This window comes from Pseudoalteromonas sp. SANK 73390 (assembly GCF_054966645.1).
In genome coordinates, this window is the sequence record NZ_ARPN01000109.1 from 163,904 (window position 1) to 190,672 (window position 26,769).

The 26,769-nt window shown below is 42.0% G+C and carries 10 protein-coding genes; all 10 read left to right on the forward strand.

The genetic code is table 11. The annotated features are described in order from the left end of the window. On the forward strand, positions 1-3,855 hold the full coding sequence (locus tag SANK73390_RS14760; protein WP_462766830.1) for a beta-ketoacyl synthase N-terminal-like domain-containing protein: 3,855 nt from the start codon (positions 1-3) through the stop codon (positions 3,853-3,855). Then, positions 3,852-5,360 carry a condensation domain-containing protein gene (locus tag SANK73390_RS14765; RefSeq protein ID WP_462766832.1) on the forward strand — a complete coding sequence of 503 codons (1,509 nt, stop codon included), beginning with the start codon at positions 3,852-3,854 and terminating at the stop codon, positions 5,358-5,360. The genes SANK73390_RS14760 and SANK73390_RS14765 overlap by 4 nt, the downstream gene beginning before the upstream one ends. Positions 5,361-5,511: 151 nt before the next feature. Beyond that, entirely contained in the window at positions 5,512-6,570 is a 1,059-nt protein-coding gene (locus tag SANK73390_RS14770) for an alpha/beta hydrolase family protein (RefSeq protein WP_462766834.1), read from the forward strand. Further along, the gene (locus SANK73390_RS14775; RefSeq protein ID WP_462766836.1) at positions 6,560-7,564 is read left to right on the forward strand and encodes a hypothetical protein; all 1,005 of its coding nucleotides are present in this window, start codon (positions 6,560-6,562) and stop codon (positions 7,562-7,564) included. The genes SANK73390_RS14770 and SANK73390_RS14775 overlap by 11 nt, the downstream gene beginning before the upstream one ends. 229 nt (positions 7,565-7,793) lie before the next feature. Further along, a complete protein-coding gene (locus SANK73390_RS14780; protein ID WP_462766838.1) occupies positions 7,794-8,915 on the forward strand; it encodes an alpha/beta hydrolase family protein in 1,122 nt (373 codons plus the stop codon). Continuing rightward, on the forward strand, positions 8,912-9,916 hold the full coding sequence (locus SANK73390_RS14785; RefSeq protein ID WP_462766840.1) for a hypothetical protein: 1,005 nt from the start codon (positions 8,912-8,914) through the stop codon (positions 9,914-9,916). The genes SANK73390_RS14780 and SANK73390_RS14785 overlap by 4 nt, the downstream gene beginning before the upstream one ends. A 12-nt stretch (positions 9,917-9,928) precedes the next feature. After that, positions 9,929-11,116 (forward strand): acyltransferase family protein, encoded by a 1,188-nt coding sequence (locus tag SANK73390_RS14790; protein ID WP_462766842.1) that lies wholly within the window; start codon positions 9,929-9,931, stop codon positions 11,114-11,116. 1,285 nt (positions 11,117-12,401) lie between these two features. Next, positions 12,402-19,181, forward strand: a complete 6,780-nt coding sequence (locus SANK73390_RS14795; RefSeq protein WP_462766843.1) for an SDR family NAD(P)-dependent oxidoreductase — start codon at positions 12,402-12,404, stop codon at positions 19,179-19,181. Beyond that, a complete protein-coding gene (locus SANK73390_RS14800) occupies positions 19,171-23,781 on the forward strand; it encodes a hotdog fold thioesterase (RefSeq protein ID WP_462766844.1) in 4,611 nt (1,536 codons plus the stop codon). The genes SANK73390_RS14795 and SANK73390_RS14800 overlap by 11 nt, the downstream gene beginning before the upstream one ends. Next, a complete protein-coding gene (locus SANK73390_RS14805; protein ID WP_462766846.1) occupies positions 23,778-26,765 on the forward strand; it encodes a PfaD family polyunsaturated fatty acid/polyketide biosynthesis protein in 2,988 nt (995 codons plus the stop codon). The genes SANK73390_RS14800 and SANK73390_RS14805 overlap by 4 nt, the downstream gene beginning before the upstream one ends. Positions 26,766-26,769 lie beyond the last annotated feature (4 nt).

Consider the following 26,769-nt stretch of genomic DNA (forward strand, 5'->3'; position numbering starts at 1 on the left):
ATGGAGACGGTAACGGGTTTAGAGGTTGCAATTGTTGGTATGGCTGCTCGCGTGCCAGGAGCAAGTTCACTCGATGAATATTGGGAAAACCTCCTCGCAGGTAAAGATGTGCTGAAAATGCAACAACAACGTTACCCTGATCAAAGTGCTAACTTGGGTGGTGTGTTAGATAACGTCCATGGCTTTGATGCTGGCTTTTTTGATGTGGCGGCGCGCGAAGCATGCATGATGGACCCTCAACTTAGACAAAGTATGGAAATAAGTTGGCATGCACTTGAAGATGCAGGAGTAATTAACCAGCGTACCCAAGCTCATATAGGTGTTTATGCTGGTGCGCCAACCAGTGCTTATTTAACACATGGTATTAGTCATAAAGACAAACTCGATAGTTCAGTAGAAGTTGACGAACTTATCCATCATAACTCGCAGGAGCTATTTGCCAGTAAATTAGCCTATCAGCTTGGCTTAAATGGTCCTGCACTGTCTCTAATGACTGGTTGTTCGACCTCATTTGTTTTATTGCATTATGCATGTTTAGCACTTAATGGTGGTGATTGTGAACACGCTTTGGTGGTGGCCAGTCGCATTGGCTATCCGCATTATGAAGGGTACACCGCGACACCCGGTGGTCCACTGAGCCCCGATGGCTTGTGCCGTCCGTTTGCGAATAATGCCACAGGCATGGTGCCAGGCAGTGGCGCTTTAGCCATTGTGCTCAAACGCTATGAAGATGCACTAGCAGATGGCGATAGAATTTATTCGGTTATTAGGGGCAGCGCACTTAATAATGATGGTAGGGATAAACTGGGCTATGCCGCACCGTCTGTTAATGGTCAAGCTGAAGTGGCAATACAGGCGATGGTTAATGCAGATGTTCAAGCTCATGAAGTGTCTTATGTTGAAGCCCATGGCACAGGTACGGAGCTTGGGGATGGAGTGGAATTAAGAGCATTACAGCAGGTGTATGGTCAAAACACTGCTAACCAGTTTTGCGCACTTGGCTCTGTAAAGGGCAATATCGGGCATTTAGATGCTGCTTCTGGGCTAGCCAGCTTAGTCAAAGTGAGTTTGATGCTACATCATCGTCAATTACTACCCACTATCAATTGCGAACAGCCACTTGAACAATTAAGTTCAGCTAATAGTCCGTTTTACTTACAAAAAGAAGTTACCCCTTGGTCACAAGCAAAGCCTTTAATTGCGGGCTTAAACATTTTTGGTATAGGTGGCACAAATGGTCATGTGCTATTACAGCGCGCTGAATCGGTTCCAATACCACAAGTTAAGAAAAATAATCATATCTTGTTTATGAGTGCGAAGGACCCTCAAGCGGTTTTACGTAATCGAGATACGTTATTAGAGTGGTTAAATAAGCAGCGCAACTGCAATTTGCCACAGCTAAGTTGGACCTTATTAAACGCTAAAGAAGCGATGCCTTATCGCCTTGCAATAAGTATTTGCTCATCACAAGATACACATGCACTTCAGGCTCTAAGTGATGCAAATATCATAAAAGTAGATACACAGCAGGTGTTTAGTATTCGTGCATTCGAGCAAAATGATTTAATTGTTTGGGAACGCTTGTTTGAAAATGATGAGGTATTAAACGCCAAGTTTAAGCACCACTTATCAGAGTTATCATTTGAGTGTGAATTTCTGTGTAAGTCAACTTCAATATGGCATCAACTTAGAGTAAAAACAGAAGAAAATAACGATATAGGAAAACTATTTAATCACGCTGCGTGGTTGAGTATTTTATCTCGACTATCGCAAATGGGGGTTGAGTTTAAGCAATTACATGCTTCAGGCCCATTGTTCATTACCCTTGCGCAGTGGGCAGGGGTGTTAACGTCAAATCAAGCATTGGCATTACTCATTAATCGGCAACTCCCTGATGTAGCAACCTTATCAACACAAAGCCGCTACACGCTTCTGTGCAATGACTCAAATGAGCCAGTTACCGCGAAGCATTGGCAGTTTGAGGCATTTTGGCACGCACTGTGTGAGGCTTGTGATAATCATCACCTGACGACAACTGAATATTTTCAGCTAACTCCAGCGTCTGATTTACACGCCTTAATTGCACAGCTTTGGTGCAACGGCAGTAATATTGATAGTGAGCGCTTCTTTGAGCAACGTTTTTCACCTGCTTCAATACCCGGTTATGCGTTCGCAACAACGCGTTACAAACTACCATTAAATCAAGTGAAAAGCATTCAGTGGCGAGAGCAAAGCTGGTCTAAAGTTGCTTCTCATGATGCACTACAAAGCCATACCGTGCTGTTAATGCCATCAGGTAAAGCGGCAAATGAAATAAAACGCTGTTTTAGCGCTAATGAGCAAAATGTGTGGTATGTACATTATGCCCCGCAGTTTAAAGTAGCAGGCAGGCGTACCCTCTATGCGGATCTAACACAGGCTGAACATTTTAATAAAATTCAAGAGTATGTGTTAAAGCAGAGCCCAAAAATGCTGGTTTGGGTAGATGCAAGGTTATCTTTGTTTTGTGCTGAGCCGTCAGGTTGGTTAAACGCTGCTATTAGCCGCGAGCTGCGAACCAGTTGGCAAGCACTTGATAGCCATGTTGCGTTATCTAATGCTAAATGGATGCTACTGTACGTGGGTAGCAGCAGTAAAGCTAGACAGGGATGTATACAAATAGCAAGTTACATCATTGACTATTTATCTAAACGATATCAAGAGCTTAGCCTCACAATGGCGCCAAAAACCTTACAGTATGATATCAAGACAGGCGTGGCTAAACGTTTTCAAAATGGTGTTATATCGAGTGCTATGTTTGCTCAAGCAATACATAGTGACGCGAGTCAATTTAAAGTGAAACGCAAACAATTGTTTGCAGCATCATATACTCGTTTTATAGCATCAGATAAAACAGCGCCTAGTTATCGCAAAGTGGTTTATATAGGTATTGAACAGCCCAACGGTGTTGCGATAGCCCGAACCTTACCTGTTACATGTAAACATATACATGTGGTATTGCCAGTCGGTTTTCCAATACAGTTAGAGTGGGAGCAATGGCTTGAAAAGCATGTGGAAGGTAATGTGTATAGCCAAATTATCACTTTGCTTAAAAACTACTTAGATGAAGGGGTGAACTGCTCTTGGCATACGGACACGTCAAAGCTGTCTTTTCACAAGCAGCGACAATTATTAAACAGTGATTTATGCATTAACTTGGTAGCCACAGAGCCCGCATTTAGTCAGCCAGAAAATGTACTAGGGCAAGTCACGCAAAGAGCTGGTTACTCAAAGCTGCTTGCTCAGTTATCGAAAAATTCACTCTTGAGCGCTTTGGTGCTATTACAAGGCCCTTGCACCGCAGCATTGACGAGCAGCACAGAGTTTTGGCATCAACAAAGTAAGCAACATACTTTTTCGAGCTTTGTTTTAGCGGGTAACGAGATAAATGCTGAGCAGGTGTTGCAGAGTTTGAAATCTTTAGCGCAACCATTACACCGGGTCATCATTGATGAGTTGTTATTAAAGGGTTCCTCATCAGCTCAGTTTGTTGAACAAACGAAACTGCTCGATAATGCGCAATATATACCTCGCCCAGAGCTAGATACGCCTTTTGAAGCGCCCTCAACGAGCCTTGAAAAGCGTATTGCACAGATTTGGCAAAGTTACTTTTATATCACTCCGATAGGTTTGCATGATGACTTTTTTAGTTTGCATGGGCACTCACTATTGGCACTTAAGATTGTTAACCGGCTTAATGCGCAATTTTCTACACAGTTATCTTTAAAAGATGTGCTGGAAAGGCCAACAGTGGCAAAGCTCAGTGAATTGGTAGCAGCTCACTCATCGCTTGCAAGTGAAGGAGTCGTATCATGAATATTCGTATTAATAAAAATAGACAAGCGATACCGCTAACGAATGGACAGCTAAGCTTTTGGTACATCTATCAGCTTACTAAAGAAACTGCGAATCACTTTCTACCTTATGAGTTCGATGGGGTAGTGCGCCCTGATTTAGTTGAGAGGGTCATCAACGCGCTCCTACAAGATAATGAAATTTTGCGCACGTCGGTCAATGATTGGTGTGCGATACAATATGTATGTCCTTATGAATATTTTCATCTCCCTTATGAAGATTTGAGTGACTTGTGCTTAGATGCTCAATCAACCTCTTTGGGGGAATTATATTTACGCTATTGTGCGGCGAATTTTGATTTAGTGAAGCCTCCTTTGTTGAGAGCTTGTTTGGTCAAATTGGCTCCCCAAAAGCATTTGTTGATGTTAGTAACGCCTCATTTTGCAATGGATGGCGCGGCACTGCATCAATTAGATATTGAGCTAAAAACACTATACCAAAAAGCAAATCAAGGTTTGCCATTGCGAACAGCCAGCAAGTTAGCGTTAGCTGATTATGTTGCGCAGGAGCAAGCAGCTAGATTGGCACAAAGTGTTAAAGCGCATGAGTTTTGGGCAAAGCAATTAGAATCTATCAAGCCAACTTATCTTGCTTCCTCACTTGTAGATATCAGAGACCGTAGCCGACGAGGCGTTTTTATTCCTCTAAGCCAATCGCAATTGAGATTGATAGGGCGCTGGTGTGGAACGTATAAATTAACCCAGCAGATGGTATTTTTGGCTTTAATAGGCAAAGTGATGAGTCATGTGACGGGCAATCAACACCTTTGTTTAACAACTGTGCAGGAAAACCGAGATATAGAGGGGGCGCGTGATTTATATGGCGCTATGTTGACCTCGTTGCCAGTGCCCATGCAAATAGCACAAGGGCAGTCTTTAAATGAATTATTTTTACAAGTAAAGCAAACTACTTTGGCCGTTTATCAATATAGGCATGTGCCATGGAGTATTCCGCTGTCGATAGTTGCACAACAAAAGCTAGATAAGACACCATGGTGGTTGAGCTTATTTAAACAAGCAAGCGGTCTATATCATACCCTAACTAAGCAAACTGGCTTGTATCCTCAAGCGCTGTTTGACTTTGCTGCAATAGCGGCTGGCGATATTGAAGAAGATAAGAAAATAATGCGAGATGGTGCGCAGCATCAAGCATTAACAATTAACGTTAACATGTTGCCATCATTTTATGAACAAACTAATGAAATTCAACAAACTCAAACAACTGATAATGATGCATGCCAAATAACTTTATGCCGAGAATTAGACTTTCCGCTACCTCCAGATAACAGCGAGTGGGAACAAAGTGCAATAAATTTTTATATTGAAAAACATGCGGTTAATGGCTTTGGGATACGTTTGTCTCATCAATGCTTAACACCGCAAGCTGAGCAGCTGCTACGTGATGAATTTTACGCTTTACTTGACCAAGTGAGCGACGTGGGAGTACAGGAAGTACAAAGTGCGTAAGTGATCTCGTGTTAGTAAGGCTTTGTAAGGAAAGCGTTAAATTGCCCATGTTCTGATTGACCTTAAATGGGGGAAATTTATACTAAAGCAGCGTGAAAGGAAGCTGGGCGTAGAAGTTTATGATAATTAAATAACTGATGAGAATATATCAATGCATCCGATGATTAAAAGCGCAATAGGGCTATTGATTACTCTAATTGTGGTTGTATTTTGGCTTTCAGGTTATGACAGAAAAGCCGTGGAAATTAATAACGAAGGTAGCGCCTTATATGGCTCGCTCGTATTACCTAAAGGAGACAGTCACACTCCTTTGCCCGTACTCATTTTTGTTCATGGTGATGGGCCAATATCCAGTGGTAGTTATGGTTACTATGCACCTTTATGGCAAACGCTTGCTGATGCTGGCGTAGCTTCTTTATCTTGGGATAAGCAAGGTGTGGGGGGGTCTGATGGACACTGGCTTGGGCAAACTATGACTGAGCGCGCGCAGCAGCTAAGTGCAGCTATTGATTGGGTAGCGCAACAGCCAAATCTAGATAGTCAGCGTATTGGTGTGATTGGTTTTTCACAAGCGGGTTGGGTGTTACCACAAGTGCTTGCAAAAGATGAGCGACTTAAATATGCCATCATGGTATCAACCGCGGTGAATTGGCAACAACAAGGCCATTACCAAACTGTTCAGCGCTTGAAATCAGTTGGTCAGGAAGGCGAGGAGCTTACCCAAAACCTAGATTATAACACTGCTTTAGATGGACTTTTAAAACAAAAAGTGCCTTATACACAATACAAGCAGTTCGTTACTCAAAACGCACCACAAAGCTATGGTTCACAGTCTATGACTAAAGAGCGTTATGAATTTGTCATTAATAATATGCATGCCGATGCAAGTAGCGCGCTGATGCAAGTTAAACAACCTGTACTGGCACTATTTGGCGATTCAGATGCTGTTGTTGATGTTCAAAATAGTATTAGTACTTACCAAAATACCCTTTTGGGGCCATATCAATACAAAGTCTATGAAGATGCCAATCATGCCTTGTTTAAAAATAATTACTTCTCAGGCATAAGTAAAGACTCCATATGGTTTGGAGTTAAAATGAATTGGCTTGGCAGCGAAGGCTTCACGGAAGGATTTATTGATGACGTGTTGAGCTGGGTCACAAACCATACCCAATTAACTAATGGGGGAGGAAGTACCAATGGAGAATAACGTAACTGATTGGTATAAAAAGCAACGCGAAAGTGCAATGTGGGATATGTTGTTTTCCTGCGTATTAGAGGTACTGGTTGTATTTGCGGTGATACTATTGATCTCGCCCTTCTTTGAGACACTAAATACTTTTTGGTATGGCTTTTTCTTAATTTTGCTGCCGATGTACATATTTTCAGAAGCGGCATCCGCTTTGGGTAAGCTAAGACGTGCAGTATTGACACATGAAGCTGAATTGAGTGCTGTGCCTATATCGACATTATGTGATAAACCAATCTTTCATCAATGGCAGTGTTTAAGTGTTGCTGCGGGTTTGTTGACTGTGCTGCCTGCATTAGGGTGTGCGACTTTATATTACTTGAGTTCTAAGAGCATTGTGGTGATGGTTGTGCTTGGAATTTTAATGGGGATTGCCATTTTTATTGGCAGTGCGATGTTATTTGAGCGGTATGCGATACGACTAGTCGCCGGCACTTTACAACAAGCTCGTGCACCAAAACAGTTGGATGAACCAAAAAGTATTGATTTTTTGATAACTTACCATTTTTTACCTTGGTTAGTATTTACAACATTGGTTTTTGGTTTGTTAATGAGTAAGTACTACATAGGCTATGTTGCAGACGCAGGTGAAGTGAGCTTGTCTAGTGTCGCTGTATACAGCTTTATTAGTGTGTCATTTGTTGGCTTTTGGAGTTGCCACACAGTTTTAGAGTCGATAAAAGCAGACATGAAACTCCAACCAATGGTTTTATCAGGAGTCGGCAAATTTTCATACTCTGATCTAGTTGGAATGATACTTGGCGCAGGGTCTATACCGTGGTTATTGTTTTTTGTAATAGGTTTTTTTGTACCAGTACTGAGTAGTGGTTTTTGGCTAACAACTATCGCCGCAGTCATTATTATATACGCTGTTTTGCTAGGCGTTGGTGGCGCTTGTTTACTCGCTTTTAGTCAATCACAGAAACAAGCCTCAGCAGAGGTTTGTTCGCAGTAACTAAATATAGATTTAGATGGGCAGAGAAAATTAACGCGCGCCCATCTAATCTAAATTGTCTTATGAATTATTTTATATTTTAAGTACGATGAAGCGTTGCGGTGATATTTATATTTAGATGGTTGTTTTGAAAGAGCACTTTAGTGTCACAAGTGTAATAAATACCAGCTAATACCATATCCAACCAGAAAAAAGGTAAGTTCAAAAGGGTTTTAGGTAAGGAGCACCTATGTTACAGGAAAATAACGTCACACATGTTGATGGGCCTGCTTCAAAAATGTATGGCAGGTGGAGCCTTTTTTTAGGGGGGGCTGGGTTGATTCTGGTGTTGATATTGATGCTAGATAGTGCGCCATACAAGAATGAAGATCTTGATTTTAACGTTAATAACACCGTGCGATCAGGCAGTTTGATATTACCAACGAATACGCAATCCCCACGGGCATTGATGATCTTTGTTCATGGAGATGGTGCAATGGGGCGCAGTGCATTTGGGTATTATTATCCACTTTGGCAGCGTTTAGCAAAGCAGGGAATCGCTTCCTATTCATGGGATAAAGCGGGTGTGGGTGGCTCAGACGGAAACTGGCTTGAGCAAAATATGCAAAACCGGGCAGATGAAATCCATCAAGCGGTTGCTAAGTTGCGTGAGGTTCCCCACTTGGCAGGTGTACCTATTGGTTTAATCGGTTTTTCTCAAGCTGGATGGGTGATGCCCAAAGCGCTTAAAAACTCTTCGCAGTTGTCTTTTGCTGTATTTGTATCAACGCCGATTAACTGGTTAAAGCAAAGTGCGTTTTTAACGCAAGCGCGGTTACAAAAAGAAGGTGCTACAACGCGAGAAAAGACCCAGCAATTAGCACAAGCTCGCCAAGTTTCTCAATTGATCTCACAAGGTGACGATCACAATGCCTATATTGAGCTTTTAAGCACGGCGCATCCTGATGGAATTGAGTCAGCAATGAGCCCCGAACGTTATGGGTTTGTGCAGAAAAATATTGGTGCCGATGCGTTTGAGGATTTACAGAGCGTTAAGCAACCATTGTTCGTTGCATTTGGTAATCACGATAGCAATGTAAACGTTGCTGACAATGTGACTCAGTACCAGCAAATTTTTGCAAGCAACGAGACGCAATTGAAATTAAAAGTATATAAAAATGCCAATCATACATTATTAAAAAATAGTGAATTTGGGCATTTATCTCCCTCGCTATGGTGGCTAATCAAACTGTCACTATGGGAAGAAGATGGTTTTTCTGAGCAATTTGTTGATGACGTGATGCTGTGGTTAAACAGTCAGATTCAACAGTTAGCATTGAAAAAGCCAGAGTCAATAGGAGCACACGAGTGAATCAACTAATTGAATTAGTGCAAGCGCAATACCCGCGTTATTTGCTAAGAGTGTTGATGCTAAGTGTTTTGGAAGTGGCGGCTGTAGCGTTGCTTTTTATATTGACTAAGCCATATTTTGAGTCTTATCAAGTATTTTGGTATTTGCTGTGTTTAATTCTCGTACCTGCATGCGCCTGCACGGTTGCGGTAAATGGTCTTACTAAAATAGCATCGCAGGTGATGGTACAAGCGCAAAAGCGTAATATAGAAATAGCTAATACAGGAAATAAAAAGTTAGCAACGTCTGCTTGGCAGTATGTGGCTTGGTATAAACTCCTAATTATGCTTGTTACCGCTTTTATTATTGCTCTTTGCTACAGTGCCAGTGCGCAGAGCTTTACTGACTTATTGCTGTTATTTTTGGCGATGATAATCGCCACGTTTATTTTTGCCAGTTGGCTCATTATAAATGCGGCGGTGCCGCTGTCTCAGGCTGTCTTACAAGCATTTCGACATCGCAAAAAGCCGTATAACGAAGCACAAAGCAGTGATCATATTATTCGTTTTCATTTGCTTCCTTGGAGTTTGATTGCAGTTGCAACCTTATTTACATTTTTCGTTAAATACTATTTAGGTCTGGCAGATGAAGATGGTTATGTCGAAACCAGCTCACTTATAGGAAGCACTTATATCTCAGCTGCGTTTGTTGCTCTTTGGTTGTGGTTAGAGGTGGGGCAAATGGCGCGGTTAGATCATATTCTTGGTCATATACACCTAATAGGGGTAGGGCACGTAACTGACTCACAAGCGTTTAGTTTAGTGATGGCTGTACCGATAATTTTAGTCGTTTCTATCGCTGTGTTTAATAATATTTTAGATATAGAGCAGTATCGATATCAAGCCGCAATTGCTTTAAGCATGCTGTGTATTCTGTTGGCTGCATTAAGTGGCGCGAGTATTGCGGTTATACAACTATGTGCCAGTAAAACTGTGCGTGATGTTTTAGCAGACAATACTTAAGAGATATCTAGGATGATTAATAAAACAGCGCGAAGCCGTGTTCATTATTTAGATAATTTACGGGCCTACATAATGTGGTTAGGTGTAGTTATTCATGTTGCTATGCTGCAAATGGCTTCTGATACGCCACAAAAACTCAGAGAACCCGCTTTGAGTGAGTGGGCAGATATGCTGGTTTTTTCAATTCATAGTTTTAGAATGCCGTTGTTTTTCATTTTATCGGGGTTTTTTATGGCTGCGATATTAGGTAGAAAAGGCGTTGTGGAAACCATCAGGATGCGCTTGTTAAGAATTGGTGCTCCGTTGCTGATTTTTGGGCCGATTATTTCATATCTACTTGGTTTTATTCAGATTGAGTATTTGCAGCTTATGCAATCTCATGGTGTGGCAATAGATGGAAGTTGGATTACCAAAGCAAAAGATTATCCGTTTAATTTAGGTCATTTGTGGTTTTTATACTATTTATTGCTATGTCATCTAATACTTATCCCCCTATTTTATTGGTCACCTCTGCCAAACAGCGGGATGTTCAAAAAGCTTCGATATTGGGTTAGTCATCCTGCTATGCTGCTTATTTATGCAGCCCTGATCGCATATATAGATAGTCACTTTGAAAGAGGAATGATCCCTGCTGAAGGTGCGTTGATGCCAAATACTTTGCAGTTATTACACTATGTTCCCTATTTTTATTTTGGCCTGATGGTTTATAAATTTAGGCGAATATGGCTGAATCACTTTCAACGATGTTGGGGGCGATATACGCTATTAGGTTGCTTTATGATGCTGACGACCTTGGTGCTAATAGAGCCCCTTCTTTATCAACAAGGCAGTCAAGTTGATAATTTTATTGTCGCGTATTGTTATGGCCTATGGGGGTGGCTATGGAGTTTTGCGTTATTTGGCTTCTTTAAGCGTTGGGTTTTTGGCTACCAACCTTGGCTACGTTATTTAGCAGACAGCGCATATTGGGTATATATAATTCATTTGCCAATAGTTCTGCTCGTTAGCTATTTTTTATACGACGTTGATTGGCCTATTTATAGTAAAATGATGGTAAATATTTTCGTTACATCCATACTTTCTTTGCTTAGTTACCATGCGTTTGTTCGTTATACTGCGTTGGGTAACTTACTAAACGGTAAACGTAAAAAGTCAAATTGGCTGAAAAATAGAGGGACTTTGAAGCTTGACCAAGCATAACTAACCTGAACTTAGGTAAGCCAAATGTGACGCACTGCTCACCTTTGGGTATGTATGCGTTGAGTACGTTATAGCCATCATTGTGTATGTGCGCTTTGTCTTGAACTGCACAAAAAGAAGTGTTCTGTAAGGTTGTGTGTTGCTATTTTTTTTGCAGCAGTTGTTCGGATACTTTCCAAGGTTGAGCTTTTACCCATGGTTATTCTACGTAAGCCAGCTGATAACGTAGAAAAAATGTCCGAATGGCACCGCTCAAAGAGTTCAACCAAAGGCTTCCACCACTTTGTCATTCGCAACTGACATAAGCTATTATGCTGCATTGCTCATTTTGCGTAATCAAAGCCTTTAATTTGAACCAAATTCATACCTCAAAGAACAACTAGCCTAATACTCCTTTTGTCGTTTTAATCAAATCTTAGGTGTCGCCGAAAGTATCGCCATTGATGAATATTTTTTTTCATGTACACCGAATTTAAAATGTCATTTATCTATATGAACGCTTACGTTACATTACACTTGTTTAACTTGGTGTTAATTTTTTGTTTGTTATTGGTGTGTTTTTGAGTGTGATTTTTTATTGCTTGTAAATTTCACTTGTTAGAATATTTTTTTTGATTTTATTTTCAGGTTTTTTCTTTAAATATAAATGTTTTTTATTGAGTAATTCTCATTTTCGATATTGGTTTTGCTTATTTTTCACTTACTTTTTTATTTTTAAACTCTATATCTTTATGTATTTTAAGCTTTTATTTTTATTTTGGTAACCTGAAAGTGCTGTTTCGGTGGTTTTTTGTTTATTTATTTATTTTATTCAATGGCTTATGTTTTTTTGTGGCAATTAGCTACTTTTCTGAAATTGAGTGGGTGTGCCGATTTACGTATTTTGCTCAGTTTTTAAATGATGGTTTCTTGTTTTTAATTTATTGATTTTAATCTATTTATTTTTATTTTTTGATTGTTTTAGTTGTTTTAAACTTGCATGGTTTTTAGTGGGTGTAAGGTGTGTAATTCATTTGTAATGAGGGGTTTTAAAAAAAATGAAAATAATCATAATGTAACTTCATAGAAATAAAAGATATTATTTTTTGTATAAAAAAATTCATACTTACTGTCTTCATATCGCAAACAAAAAGTGTTTTCATATGTAACAAATGTTAAACATTTGTCGTTCCTAGGTGGTATTTTGATTAGCGAATAACTTGAGTGTTTTTTCTCGGTTAGGCAGTTTCGTGATCGAAATAGGAATTTATTTGACTTCACTAATTTTTTAAAAAGGACGAGTGATATGGTCACCAAGAAGTCGCCTACAAAATCTAAACCTAAGCCGAGTACGGATAGTAAAACTAAAACGTATGAGGATGAACCAATCGCCATTGTAGGCATGGCAAGTCAATTTCCTGATGCTGACAATCTTTACGATTTCTGGACAAATATTTGCCAGAAGAAAGATTCGATGACCAGTGTTGATGATAAAGACAATATGACCTACTGGGATAAAGACGCTTACTATGACCCTAACCCAAGTAAAGTCGATAAAACTTACATGTTCAAAGCGGGTTTTATTAAACCTATCGCATTTGACCCCGTTGAGTTTAAAATTCCACCCGTATTGATTGAATCAATTAGTACTGCGCAACTGTTTGCACTGCATGTCGCAAAAAAAGCGATTGAAGACGCTAACTTGATAAATGAAAACAGCAACTTAAATAGAAGTAAAGTTGGCGTGATACTCGGTGGAGCGGGTAATGGTAATACGGCTTTTTCTTTGTTAGCTCGTAACCAAACACCTATGGTTCGCAGTGCAATGGTTAGTCGCGGTCTTCCTGAAAGTGTAATTGATAGCGTCATTGAAAAAATCAATGAGTGTTATATTGGTTGGAATGAAGACAGTTTTCCTGGCTTTTTGGGCAATGTTGCTTGTGGTCGTATTGCGAGCTACTTTGACTTTGGTGGCACGTCTAACATGGTTGATGCGGCATGTGGCAGTAGCCATGCTGCAATCAAATCTGCGGTAAACGAACTTCGCATGGGTAGTTGCGATGCTGTACTTACCGGTGGTGTAAATTTAGAAAATTCAATTTTCTCATTTCTTTGCTTTTCAAAAACCCCAGCGCTTTCTAAAGCGGGTATTTGTCGTCCATTTGACGAAAAAGCAGATGGTATGCTTTTGGGTGATGGCGTAGGCTTAGTTGTATTAAAACGCTTAAGTGATGCAATTGCCAATGGCGATAAAATTTACTCCGTCATTAAGTCTGTTGAAGCTTCAAGTGACGGTAAAGCGAAAAGTGTATTTGCACCGCGCGACCAAGGTCAAGTTTATGCACTTGAGAGAAGTTACGGCAGAACTGCAATTTCACCAGAAGATATTGAGCTGATAGAAGCTCATGGTACAGGAACGGCTTCCGGTGATGAAACTGAGCTGCGTAGTTTGGGTATGGTGTTTGGTAATTATGACATTGCCCCTCGCTCAATTGCGGTTGGAAGTATTAAGTCACAAATTGGCCATGCTCGATGTGCTGCCGGTGCTGCATCGCTTATTAAAGTATCGCAAGCACTGTACCATAAAGTGTTACCACCTACGATCAACGTTACTACGCCTAATAAGTTTTTTGCTGATGAGAAAAACCCTTTCTACATTAGTGCCGAAGCTAGGCCTTGGGTGAAAAGAGATGCGAAAAAGCCACGTTGTGCAGCAACCAGCGGGTTTGGTTTTGGTGGTACTAACTACCATATCATTTTAGAAGAGCATCAAGATGAGCATCAAGATGCCTACCGCCAATCTATTTTACCAGAAGTGGTAGTGCTAAGCGCGTCAACACCAGAGCAATTGCAGCAGGTTGCGCAACAAGCGTTGACCGATTGGCGTGCTGAAGATGGCTTAGCCTTGTTCCGCCAACACCTAGAACAACAAGCAATTAGTGTTGCCCCTAGTGACGCTCGCTTGAGTTTAGTAACCAGTGATGCACAGCATGCTGCAACCTTACTAGAAAAAGTTTTACCGTTAATAGTAAAGCAGCCTGAACAGCCATTGGAACATCCATTGGGCGCTTTTTATCGCCCTAAAGGTGTTGTAGAAAACAAAAATCAAGTTGCCGTATTGTTTCCAGGTCAGGGGTCTCAGTATTTAAATATGGCGCGCGATTTGGCAATTGAGTATCCAGAATTTAGAGAGTCTCTGGGTGTTGCTGATCTTGAAATTCGCAAAAAACTAGGTGAGAACTTATCGACTGCAATTTATCCGGTTCCAGTGTTTTGCGAAGAACAAGAGCAGGCTTTGCATAGTAAATTGCGTCGAACAGAGTTTACTCAACCAGCTTTAGGCGCGGTATCTACTGCATATTACAAAACATTATGCAATATGGGCTTGGATGTAACCTGTTTTGCAGGTCACAGTTATGGTGAACTAACCGCATTATGGGCGTCGGGTGCAATGTCAGAAAGTCAATTATATTTGGCTTCTGTTGAACGTGCGTTGTCGATGAAAAATGCCTTGCAAGGCAAAGACGAAAAAGGCGTGATGTACGCTGTTGAAGCTGACGGAGAGACAGTCAAAAGTGTGTTAGCTGAGTATAAGAACTTAGTGGTCGCAAACTTTAATTCGCCAGTACAAACCGTGTTTGCTGGTGCGCAAGATGAAGCCGAGCAAGCTGCAAAAACGTTGATGGCCAAGCAGTTAAAATGTCAGCAACTGAATGTTGATGCTGCGTTTCATTCGCCGTATATAGCACAAGCACAAGGTTCGTTTTCTGAAGTGCTTAAGTTTATTCCGTTCAAATCACCCAAGCATCCTGTTTATGCAAACACAACCGCTAAACCATATAGCAAAAAATCGACTGAAATGCGCCAAACACTGGCATCACAATTAACCAGTTCAGTGCGGTTTGTGGAGCTTATCGAGCAAATGTATGCCGATGGCATTCGGGTTTTCTTAGAAGTTGGCCCTAAAGGTGTACTCAGTAATCTGGTTAAAAATATTTTAGGTGATAAACCGTTTGATGTTGTACCAGTAAATCCATCTTCGTCGTCTGCAAGTGTGAATCAATTTTATAAAGCGGTTGCCCAGATGGTGTCTTTGGGTGTGGAACTTAAGCACATTGATAAGTATCGCGTTAGAGCCCCGCTTCCAAGTAAGCAGTCAGCGATGACGATTTTGCTAGATGGCGGTAATTATGCAACACCAAAACGTCGAGCAACTATTGAAAAAATGCGTGAAACAGATGACCAATTGTTACAAGCATACATTGATGAACATGCTGAGCAAAAAACAGCTGTGAAAGAAGCTAAGTTTGCTCAAAGCATTGCGCAAAAAGATCAAGATATTAAACAATTGCAGCTTGCCAACCAAGATTTAGAGCAGCAGTTAGAGCAAAAATTACAGGAAGTTAAGTGGGCGGCTAATCAAGCTACAAACTTGACTCAAACTTCTTCAAATTTAAATCATAATCAGATCACAAGGGAATTGACCATGTCTCAAAACGACACAAACGCACAGTTCAGCGCCGTTGCTGGACAATTACAAGCTCAACAGCAATTAAGCGATGTTCACAGCCAGTTTCAGTCTAATCAACAGCAATATTTAAATATGTTAACTTCGGTTATTAGCCATCAGCAAAATGCGTTGAGTGAGTTTAGAAACCACGACAGCTTTAATCAGGTATTGGGTCATATTGATCATACCTTGTCGGTACTTGAAAAGAATCAAACGCTTTATCATGTTAATCATGAGCAATATTTCCGCAGTCAACAGGCGTTGTTGGGTGAAGTTGCATCAAGCACTGCAACTTCTGTGTCTGAGGTTGCAAATGTTAATGCAAATAGCGCAGCTGCTTTTACACCTGCTCCTGAGCAATCAGCACCCGTTGCTTCAGCGCCGGTTGCAGCAGCGCCAGTTGCAGCAGCGCCGGTTGCAGCAGCGCCAGTTGCAGCAGCACCCGTTGCTTCAGCGCCGGTTGCTTCAGCGCCGGTTGCTTCAGCACCAGTTGCTTCAGCACCAGTTGCTTCAGCACCCGTTGCTTCAGCACCCGTTGCAGCAGCACCTGCTGAGGTAGCACCTGTATCAGAAGCAGGGCAGATTGATCTAGAGCAACGCTCGTATTTTGAATCATTAGATATAGATATCATCTGTAATATGTTGGTTGAGATTGTAAGCGACAAAACTGGCTACCCAACTGATATGATTGACCCTGATATGGATCTTGAATCTGATTTGGGTATTGACTCTATCAAGCGTATTGAAATCTTTGCTGCTTTGTTTGAGCGCTTATGGGGCAAAGAAACAGATGATGCAGGTATGGATGAAGATGACCTTGATGGTGACGTTAACTTTGATGCACTTAATACCATCCGTCGTATCGCTGAATTTGCACATAATTCACTACAAGAAGTGCTAAATGCCATTGATGGTGGTGAAGGTAACGAATCAGCTCAAGAAGCAAAACCCGTTGGACAGCAAGCCCCCGCTGAAGAAGTTTACGTCGCTGACGCTGATGTGAAAAAGAAAACTCAACAAATCGGCTTCTTTGTGTCAACTGACACACAGGAGGGTGCCGTAAAAAAGTCCCAGCTGCAGAGTGAATCTGCAGCGACCCCAAGTTCAGTAGGCCGTTACGTTGCTAAAGTAGAAGTGCTTGCAGAGCCTGACCAAATCGAGATATTGGCGCAGCAAAACCATCAATGGTTAGTGCTGGCAAACACTAAAAAAAGTGTGACGCTGTTTGAAGAAACTTTTAAGCAACATCAACAAAATATTGTTCAAGTGTTGGTTGGCGCTAAAAAAACCAATGCGACGAGTGACTTTTTCTTAACTCAATGTACAGAAGAAGCGGTGCAATCGCTTATAGATGAAGTTGAGTCAAAAACGAAGCGTAAGATTGCAGGCGTGTTGTATATTGCTGATGCGCTTAAACAAGAGTCGTTAGATACTTTATATGACCAAGCACAAGTGTTTAGTTTAAAAGCCTTGTTTATGCTGGCAAAGGTACTGCAACCGAAGCTGCAAACTGAAGCGACAAAAGTACCAACCTACTTCTTTACGGTGGCTTTAAATGATGGTCAATTTGGTACCAGTAAAGACGCTAAAAATGGTGCTTTAAATAGTGCGTTAAGTGGCTTAACTAAATCTTTGAACTATGAGTGGTCAAATGTTTATTGTCGTCACCTAGACATACAAGCAGGTATGACTAAAAAAGCGTTGAATGATGTATTTGCCATAGAGCTTGCTGACTCTGACCGCACTTTAAGTCATGTAGGGCGTACGAAAGAGCAGCGTTTACAGTTATTGCTTGAGCGTACGCCAGTAACAGAACGTGCTGCGCAACCGGTACTTAACGAACAGTCTGTTATTTTGGTCAGTGGGGGTGCTAAGGGCATAACCGCAGGCTGTGTGATAGAGCTTGCAAAACGTTACCGTTGTCGGTTTGTACTGCTTGGACGCAGCGAGTTGAAAGCGCAGCCACAGTGGGCGCAGGGTGTGAATGATGATGCTGAGCTGAAAAAACAAGCTATCGCACATTTAAAAGCACAGTCTGAGCCGATGACACCAGCAAAAGTTGATGCTTTAATTCGCTCAGTAAAAGGCACACAAGAAATTAATCACACGCTTGACAAATTGTCTGAAATAGGTGCGCCAGCGCGTTATTATTCGGCAGATGTACAGAGCAAAGAAGCGCTCGCGCAAGTGATTAGCAGCGCAGAAAAAGAGCTTGGTACAATAACGGGTGTTATTCACGGCGCTGGTAATTTGGCTGATAAAAAGATTGAGCGCAAGTCGTTAGATGATTTTGCTTTGGTGTTTGATACTAAAATTTTAGGTCTGCAAAACATCTTATCACTGGTGGATAAAGCAAAGCTTGAAACTGTGCTGTTGTTTTCATCCGTCTCTGGCTTCTTTGGCAATGCAGGTCAAACAGACTACTCAATGTCTAATGAAGTACTGTCTCGTGTTGCAGATACCATCAAACGTCAATATCCAAGTTGTTTGGTCCGCTCAATAAATTGGGGACCATGGGATGGCGGCATGGTTAATGATGTGCTGAAAAAAGCTTATGAAAGTCGCAATTTAGTACTGATTGATAAACCAACTGGGTTTGCTGCATGTGTTGCTGAGCTAGATGTAACTTCGGGCAGTAGTACGCAAGTAATCATTGGTGGTCGAACATACCATGCTGATAAAAAGCCAGTGTCAGTGCAATATAATGATCCGCAAAAAGTAACGCGTACTTTGTTGGAGTCTGCAACCGCTGGGTTGGCTGACCATCAGGTAGGTGGTCATGCGGTTTTACCTGCGATGTTCGCATTACATTGGATGATTGAGCAGAGTTTAAATTTCTACCCTGGCTTTTCATTAAGCGAAATCAACGACTTTGCAGTATTAAAAGGCATTGTGTTTGATGGTAAACAAAGTGATGACTATCAGTGTGTTATTACTGCTGATAAGCACCAAGGTAGCAAATTGCAACTTAGTCTTGAAGTGGTAGGACTTAAAGACGGCAATGCGCTTAAACACTATCAAGCAAGTATTGCACTTGTGGCCAAAGCTGAAGCCAGTCCGGCGCAGCTTGATGCGGCCAAAACACAAGGTATGGCAGTCTTACCATTGCCTATTTATCATAATGGCGAACAAGGTTATGTTTTCCATGGGCGTGCATTGCAAGGTATTGATAAAGTTGTACAACACGATGATAAAAGTATCTTGGCATTGTGTCATTTAAGCACTGAGCAAGTCGGTTTAGGTCAATTCAATGAACTTAGACAGTTTAATGGTTTTATCGCCGACGTATTTGTTCAAGTCCCTTATTTATGGCTTCGTCATCATAAGCAAACGGTCGGTTTACCACTGGGTGTACAACATATAGAAAAGCATCGAGATATTAATTTTGATGACGATTTTTATGTGGCTGCTGACATTGTCTCTTGCAACAAACAAACATTGATCTCTGATATTTCAGTCTATAACGCGCGTCATGAGTTAGCTTATCGACTCACTGGGGTTAAGTACACACAGTTAGCGTCGATTTCTGAATCAGAAAATGCGCTGCTTAAGGGTGTGAGTGAACATGAAGGATAAAATAGCCATTGTCGGCTTAGGGTGTATATTCCCTGAAGCCGACACTCCTGAAAAACTCTGGAAAGTGTTTGAACAGGGGACTGATGTAACAAGTGAGATCTCTGAGCAAGAGCTTGGTGTGTCTCCTGCGCACTACAAGCATCCAGAAAAGGGGACGATTGATAAGATAGGCTACAGTAAAAATGGCTATGTTAGAAAGTCTGATATTGAACTCAACGGTTTCAAAGTTGCTGAGCAAACACTTAAGCAGTTTGATAAGGTATTTCAATGGACTTTACATGCCGCTGCCCAAGCTCTAAAGGATGTGAGCTCTGCTGATGCTGAAAAGGCGGTATCTCGCACCGGTTTAGTGCTGGGCAATATCAATATGCCAACGCATGCTGCAAAGCAGTTGGTAAGTGGTATGTATCATGAGATTTTGACGCCATATCTGCAAACTTTGATTGGCCGCGAAGACTTTGCATTTAGTAAGTATTGGCAAGGTCGTGACTGGTCAATGGATAACTTGTTTATCGGTAGTCATAATGCGGTAGTTACAGCGCAAGCACTGGGCTTAAAAGGGCCAACATACACCATTGATGGTGCATGTTCTTCGGGCATTTATTCGATAAGCCTTGCATGTAAGCATTTGCAGGCAGGTGAAGCGGATATCATGTTAGCAGGCGCGACATGTCAAGCTGATCACATTTATATCAATCATGGATTTAATGTACTCAAAGCATTTCCAGATAAAAATGGCGAGTCACTGCCATTTGATAAACGCTCTGGTGGATTAAAAGCGGGTGAAGGGGTAGGTGTACTCGCTTTAAAACGCTACAGTGATGCCAAAGCAGATGGCGACAAAATTTATGGTGTGATTGATGCGATTGGTTTATCTAATGATGCCGGTGCAAAACATATGCTGGTACCTGATAGTAAAGGTCAGCAATTAGCATTATCACGGGCTTATTCGCAAACCAGTCGCTACCCCGACTATGTTGAGTGTCACGCTACAGGTACGCCTGTAGGTGATAAAGTTGAACTCAACTCCATTGCGACATTTTTTGGCGCTCAGAACTTGCCAAAAATTGGCGCTAACAAGCAAAACTTTGGTCATGCGTTAACTGCATCTAGTATGGTGAGTATCTTCAAAGTACTCCTGTCTATGCAGCATGACCAAGTGCCAGCAACGCAAAGAGTTGAAGACTTTGTAGGCAGTGAATCAGGTATTCTAACCATCGATTCAGTTGTGCGTTCTGCAATAAATTGGCCTGCACAAGGCAAGGGTAAAGTGGCTGGTGTCAATGCCTTTGGTTTTGGCGGTGTAAATGGTCACTTAGTGATCTGTTCTGAAGATGCCATAGAGCCTACAACTGAGCAGGTATCCTCAGCACCATCAACAAATTTGTCGATAGTTGGTTTGAGTGCATGTTTGCCTCAAGTTAATGAGTTGGTAGATTTAGATAAGTTGATAGACCAAGGTCAACATAACTTTAGTAAACTGCCACAAAAACGATGGTCTGGTATCGAGCAATGTGAGTCTTTACTTGCACGTTATGGCTTGACAGAGCTGCCCACTGGAGCATTCTTAGATAATTTCATCTTTGATTGCCAACGTTACAAGATTCCACCTAATGTAGCTGGGTTACACCTGCTATCACATTTATCGCTTATGCCATTAGCCGAAGCTGCATTTTTAGATGCAGGTTACGAGCGTGATGGACAAGTACGCAATATTGCGGTGATTGTTGCAGGTGATGATGATTGTAATGGCTTACGTTATCAAGCCAGAACTGAAATGGCATGGCAGTTAAAAGACAGCTTAGCCAAAGCAAAAATTGAGCTGACAGACGAAGAGTTAGCACGGTTAGAGACTTTAACCAAAGATGCGCTGTTTCCTGAACCAACGGTTGAAGGGGTGACAGGGGGCATTGGTAATATTGTCTCTAGTCGTATTTCTGCGTTGTTAAAACTCAATGGTCCTGCTTTTACGCTGCAGTCACATGAAAACTCAATTGCCAAAGCCATAGATGTTGCACGGCTACTGCTAGAAGCAGGGCAAGTGGATGCCGTGATTGTTGGTGGTGGCAGTTTTGGAGGTAGTGCTGAAGGGGTGATGTTTGCTAATCAGCGCTCACCTATCAATATTGCTCAACCGGGTAAACCTTTAATCGAAAGTAAAGGTTGGAAGCTCGGTGAAGGCGGTGGTGTGGTTGTGCTCAAATCAAGCAATGATGTGACAGATAAAGACCGTGTTTATGCCACAATTGACGCCTTAAGTTTTGCGCAATCTGTTGATAATGGAACACAATTTGTGCCTGATGAGCAGTGTATTGCTGTGGCTGCAAAATCAGCTCTCAGTCGTGCAGGCATAGAGGCGCAACAAGTCGGACTATTAGAGGTACATGCCAGTGGTATTGCTGCGGAAGATAGTGCCGAAAAGCAGGGACTATTGTCTGTTTATGGCGATGTTACTCAACCGGTAACGGTGTCTAATATTAAACAACATGTTGGTCACTTACACGGTGCTTCTTATATCACCAGCTTAATTAGTACTGCGTTAAATCTCTATCGTAGACGTTTGCCAGCAGTACCATCACTGTTGCAGCAGCAGTTCATATCAAATGAACAAGCGGGGTTGTTACTTCGCCATGAGTCTCAACATAGCGATGAATTACGCTATGGCGCAATCAGTGGCATGGGGTTAGATAGAACATACAGCCATATGATTTTAGGTGCGGCAGATAAGTATGAAGATAAAGGGCTTAAGAGTCTATTTGCAAACCTCTCTGGTGAGAAACCCAAAGGTTTGTTTAAGACAATTTGGGTCGCGGGTGAGCAAACAATACCTGAAACGCTAGTAAATGATGCCACTATGGCTGAGTTTGCTGCATGTCGCGCACGATTTGCACCAATTGAAGTTGCGCAAACAAGTGCACCTGATGCGACTCAAGAGGTTCAAAGTGTTCAACCGCAGGCGCAACCGATAGAGCCCGTAAGTACAGCGACATCAGTAGAGGCTGAAACGGCGCGAACTGCACCGAATGAGCAACTAAAATCAGTTGTTGAAAAGCCGAAAGTAAATGAACTCGCTAATATGCAAGTGCCGAGTCAAACAGCCAAGCATAAAGTGTTATCTGCGCTTGCTCAAAATGCCAAAACACACAGTGCATTTTTACAAGCAATGCGTGCCAGCTTTGCAACAACAGCATCATTGCTTGCAGTTGAGAAGCCACAAAGTACAGTTGCAGATAAAGGTTCTGAGCCTGCTCCGGTTATGTCACCAGTGACAAGTGCAAGAGCGGCTCAATCAGTGTTACTTGACCCTCGTTACGGGCGTCTTGCACCTGAAGTGAAAAATATTCCTGTGTCGACGCGTTCAGCGGGCGCTCTGTTTAACGAGCAACAGTTACATGAAATGACGGATGGTTTGATTGCAAACGTGTTAGGGCCTGATTACGCTGCGGCGGATCAATATCCGGTTCGTACTCGCATGCCATCATGGCCGTATATGTTTGTATCACGTATTTTATCGTGTACTGCACAGCGTGGTCAGTTAAAGCCGTGTGAAATTCATTGGGAATACGACCTTTCACCAGATGATTGGTATGTCGTTAAAGGCCAAGTACCTTCGTTCGTATCGTTGGAATCATCGCATGCGATGATAGTGGCGTTTACCTTAATTGGCTGTGATGAAATGTTTCAGGGCCAACATTCTTATCGTGCCGTAAATAGTGAAACTACCGTCCATGGTGCGTTTCCTAAACCCGGTGAGGTGTTACGTGGCGTTGTACGTATGACGTCATTTAAAAAGATGGGTAACAACGTACTGATTGATTACGAATATGACTGTTACGCGCAGGGTCCTTACGATTCTGATGAGCGCCATTGTTTCACGTTAGTCGCTGCGTCAGGGTTTTTCTATCGCGAAGACTTGCAAAAGCAAAGCGGTAAAAGCATGAACAATAGGGGTGTGTTCTTTACTGCAAAACCACAACAAAATCCAATCGACATTGCAAAATTGAGTCAGTATCAAAGTTTTGATAGTGCGCAAATTGCGGCATTGAATGCAGGGCAGTTATCGCAATGCTTTGGTGAACAATATAGTGATAACAGCGCCATTGCTTTATATGGTCCGTGTCATCGCATGTTGGATAGAGTATCGCAGTTTGACCCCCAAGGTGGTGCATGGCAGTTAGGGCAGATGCTGGGTGAAATGGATATCTCTACAGATCACTGGGTTTTTAAAGCACATTTTAAGAATGACCCATGTGTGCCGGGAACCTTTATTGTAGAAGGCAGTCAGCAACTGTTCTCTTTCTATATGTATTACCTAAAGTTACCGCAATTAGCAGGTGTTAAGTTGGTGACTAAATCAGGTCATACGTCAGGTGCTAAGTTTCGTGGTGAGGTCAAGTATCAGCAAGAAACCTTGTTTTACCGAATGACAATCAAAGATATCACCGTAACCCCGTTGACAGCCAATAACGCTAATTTGGAGATCACAGCGGTTATCGAAGTGCTTTATGAAGACCGTGTAATAGGTTTATGTGATGACATGTATGTTTGTTACGAAGGTGATTTAGAGTCGATATTAACAATGAGAGCACAAACTGTATGACGATGTTAACGCAAATCCAAGACAATTTGGCCACTCTAGACTTGCCCTTGGCAGTATGGTCAAAGCAGTCTGTAAATACACTGATGCCATTAAGTCAATTAGTGGCAGATCAGATTTCACTGAGTGAAGTAGCAGGCGTAATTCCTACTGTTACACCAAATAAACTAGGCAGTGAATCATTTAGACGAGCATATGGTTTGAACTATGCCTATATGGGCGGCGCCATGGCCAATGGTATTCACTCGGCGAAGATGGTCGCTGCTTTTGCAAACGCCGGTATGCTTGGCTCATTCGGCGCAGGTGGACTAACCCTAGAGCGCATAGCGCAAAGCTTGTCTGAGATTAAACAAGCGGTTGGCGATAAAACATTTGCCATGAATATGCTACATAACCCTGCTGACCCTGATTGGGAAATGCAAGTTGTGCAGCTGTGCCTAGATAATGGTGTAAAGGTAGTTGAAGCAGCAGCATATATTAATTTGACGGCTGCTTTAGTGTACTTCCGTTTAAAAGGGGCTCAGCTGATCAATGGTCAGGTTGTGCCAGCGCAAAGAGTGATTGCTAAAATTTCTCGCCCTGAAGTTGCGACCAAGTTTTTAGCGCCAGCGCCGGGAAAAATAGTGGCAAAACTCGTTGCCAGTGGTCATTTAACCGAAACTGAAGCCAAGCTTAGCGAGCAGTTAGCGATGGCCGACGATATTACGGTTGAAGCGGATTCTGGCGGCCACACTGATCATGGTTCATTAACATGTATCTTCCCGCAAATGTTGCGTTTAGCAACTCGTATGCACAAGCAGCATGGCTACCAGCAAGCTGTTCGAGTGGGGGCTGCAGGAGGTATTGGTTGCCCTGAAGCCGTTGCTGCTGCCTATGCGATGGGGGCGGCATATGTCGTGACTGGCTCTATTAACCAAGCGTGTGTGGAGTCTGGTACTTCAGATCAAGTACGTGAGATGCTGTCGGGGGCGACAACGGCAGATGTTGTGTCATCGCCCTCTGCTGATATGTTTGAATTAGGTGCTCAAGTTCAGACTTTGAAAAAAGGCACGATGTATGGGGTACGCTCGCAAAAGTTGTATCAAATTTATAAACGCTATGATTCTTTGGAACAAATTCCTGAAGCTGAGCAACAGCAGCTAGAAAAACAAATGTTTCATAAGCCACTGATGCAAATTTGGGATGACACTAAAGCCTTTTTTGCTAGCCGTAACTTACAACGTATTGCTGATTCTGCTGAGAAAGATCCAAAACGAAAAATGGCATTGGTATTTCAGTGGTATTTGGGTCAATCATCGAAGTGGGCAATTACCGGAGATGCGCAACGTCGTATCGACTATCAAATTTGGTGTGGCCCAGCGATGGGGGCAAACAATGACTGGCTACAAGAAAGTCACTTGCAAGACGCACCAAAACGCACGGTTGAGGGCGTAGCCAATTATCTACTTAACTGCGCTGCATACTTAACCCGTGTCAATATTGCAAAAACATTATCCGTTTCTGGTATTGAACAATGCCAAGACGGAACCTTCCCAATCAGATTACAGCAATTTAGTGCAAGCACTGAGCAGCACTTTGAGAAGGAAGAAACCAAGCTAGATTCTATTCAAGGAGAAATAAAGAAAATGAATACAGTAGTAAATCAAAAATTAGATCTGACAGAGTCAAAAGAGTACTTTAAAAAGTTATGGGACGTACTACCAGGTGGTGCACACTATAATTTCGCAGATCCAGAAAGAGCCCTGATAGTACCATTCGTTAAAGGAAAGGGGTCACGTGTTTGGGATATGGATGGTAATGAACACCTTGATTTATTTTGTAAATTCGGTGCTTTGTTTGTTGGCCACAATAATGAGCAATACAATCAAATATTGATTGAGAACATGCAGAAATTGACGTCTGTTGATACCTTTGACCTTGAGTATGAAGTGTGTCAAAAGCTTATTGATAATGTTCCTTCTGCTGAGCGTGTACGCTTTAGTTTAAGTGGTACGGAAGCGGTACAAAATGCGATTCGTTTAGCACGTGGTTACACCGGTAAACCTCGCTTTGTTCGTTTTCATGGCCACTATAATGGCAATGCGGATAATGTCGTAGGCGGTCGTTTTAATGCCGATTCAAAAGACTTTCCAGTACCAGAAATGTTCAAAGGCGACATGCTGGACACGTTAGGTCGCTTCCCTAACACATTACAAGATCAAACATTTATGTTGCCTTGGAATGACCCTGAAATCTTAGAGCGCACTTTAGAGCAGCATGGTAATGAAATTGCTGCTGTATTGATGGAACCAATCTGTATGAATGGTGGCGGTATCTTACCAAAGGATGGGTACTTAGAGCGTGCAAAAGCAGCTTGTGAGAAGCATAACGTACTGTTGATTTTTGATGAAGTAATCACGGGTGTGCGTTTTGGTTTGGGTGGTGCTCAGAAGTTACTTGGTGTTACTCCACATATTACTACGCTTGGTAAAGCACTTGGTGGTGGCGCGGTGCCTATTTCTGCCATTGTTGGCCGTAAAGATATTATGGATTATTACACCAAAGGTAAGATCATTCACGCCGGTACATTCAATGGTTACCCGATGGGTTTAGCGGCAATCAAAGCGACCTTTGATTTGATTGAAAATGAGCCAGGTTGTTATGACCGTATGGGTGGCATTATGTCACAAATGGCGGACATTTTTGTAAAAGCAGCTCATGCTTCAGATATGCCACTTGTACTGCAAGGTATGCCAACTGGCATGGTATTCCACTCACAAAATGAATTGGTTGACCGCTCTGAAGGATACACCGCAAAGGTGAAGATGTGTGACATCATCATTCGTGAAATATGCAAACGCTATGGTATTCAATTCTCACCATTATCTCGTATGTATTCAAACTTGATGATTAATCAAAATGATGTGGCGTTCTTTGAAGAGCGTATCTACCCTGCGATGGCTAATGCAAAGCAGATCATTGATATCACCTTCCCTAAAGGACTTTGATACT

Excerpts from the sequence above, each read along its gene's own strand:
- SANK73390_RS14760 (WP_462766830.1), top strand. The coding sequence starts at position 1 with ATGGAGACGGTAACGGGTTTAGAGGTTGCAATTGTTGGTATGGCTGCT.
- SANK73390_RS14765 (WP_462766832.1), top strand. The coding sequence starts at position 3,852 with ATGAATATTCGTATTAATAAAAATAGACAAGCGATACCGCTAACGAAT.
- SANK73390_RS14770 (WP_462766834.1), top strand. The coding sequence starts at position 5,512 with ATGCATCCGATGATTAAAAGCGCAATAGGGCTATTGATTACTCTAATT.
- SANK73390_RS14775 (WP_462766836.1), top strand. The coding sequence starts at position 6,560 with ATGGAGAATAACGTAACTGATTGGTATAAAAAGCAACGCGAAAGTGCA.
- SANK73390_RS14780 (WP_462766838.1), top strand. The coding sequence starts at position 7,794 with ATGTTACAGGAAAATAACGTCACACATGTTGATGGGCCTGCTTCAAAA.
- SANK73390_RS14790 (WP_462766842.1), top strand. The coding sequence starts at position 9,929 with ATGATTAATAAAACAGCGCGAAGCCGTGTTCATTATTTAGATAATTTA.
- SANK73390_RS14795 (WP_462766843.1), top strand. The coding sequence starts at position 12,402 with ATGGTCACCAAGAAGTCGCCTACAAAATCTAAACCTAAGCCGAGTACG.
- SANK73390_RS14800 (WP_462766844.1), top strand. The coding sequence starts at position 19,171 with ATGAAGGATAAAATAGCCATTGTCGGCTTAGGGTGTATATTCCCTGAA.
- SANK73390_RS14805 (WP_462766846.1), top strand. The coding sequence starts at position 23,778 with ATGACGATGTTAACGCAAATCCAAGACAATTTGGCCACTCTAGACTTG.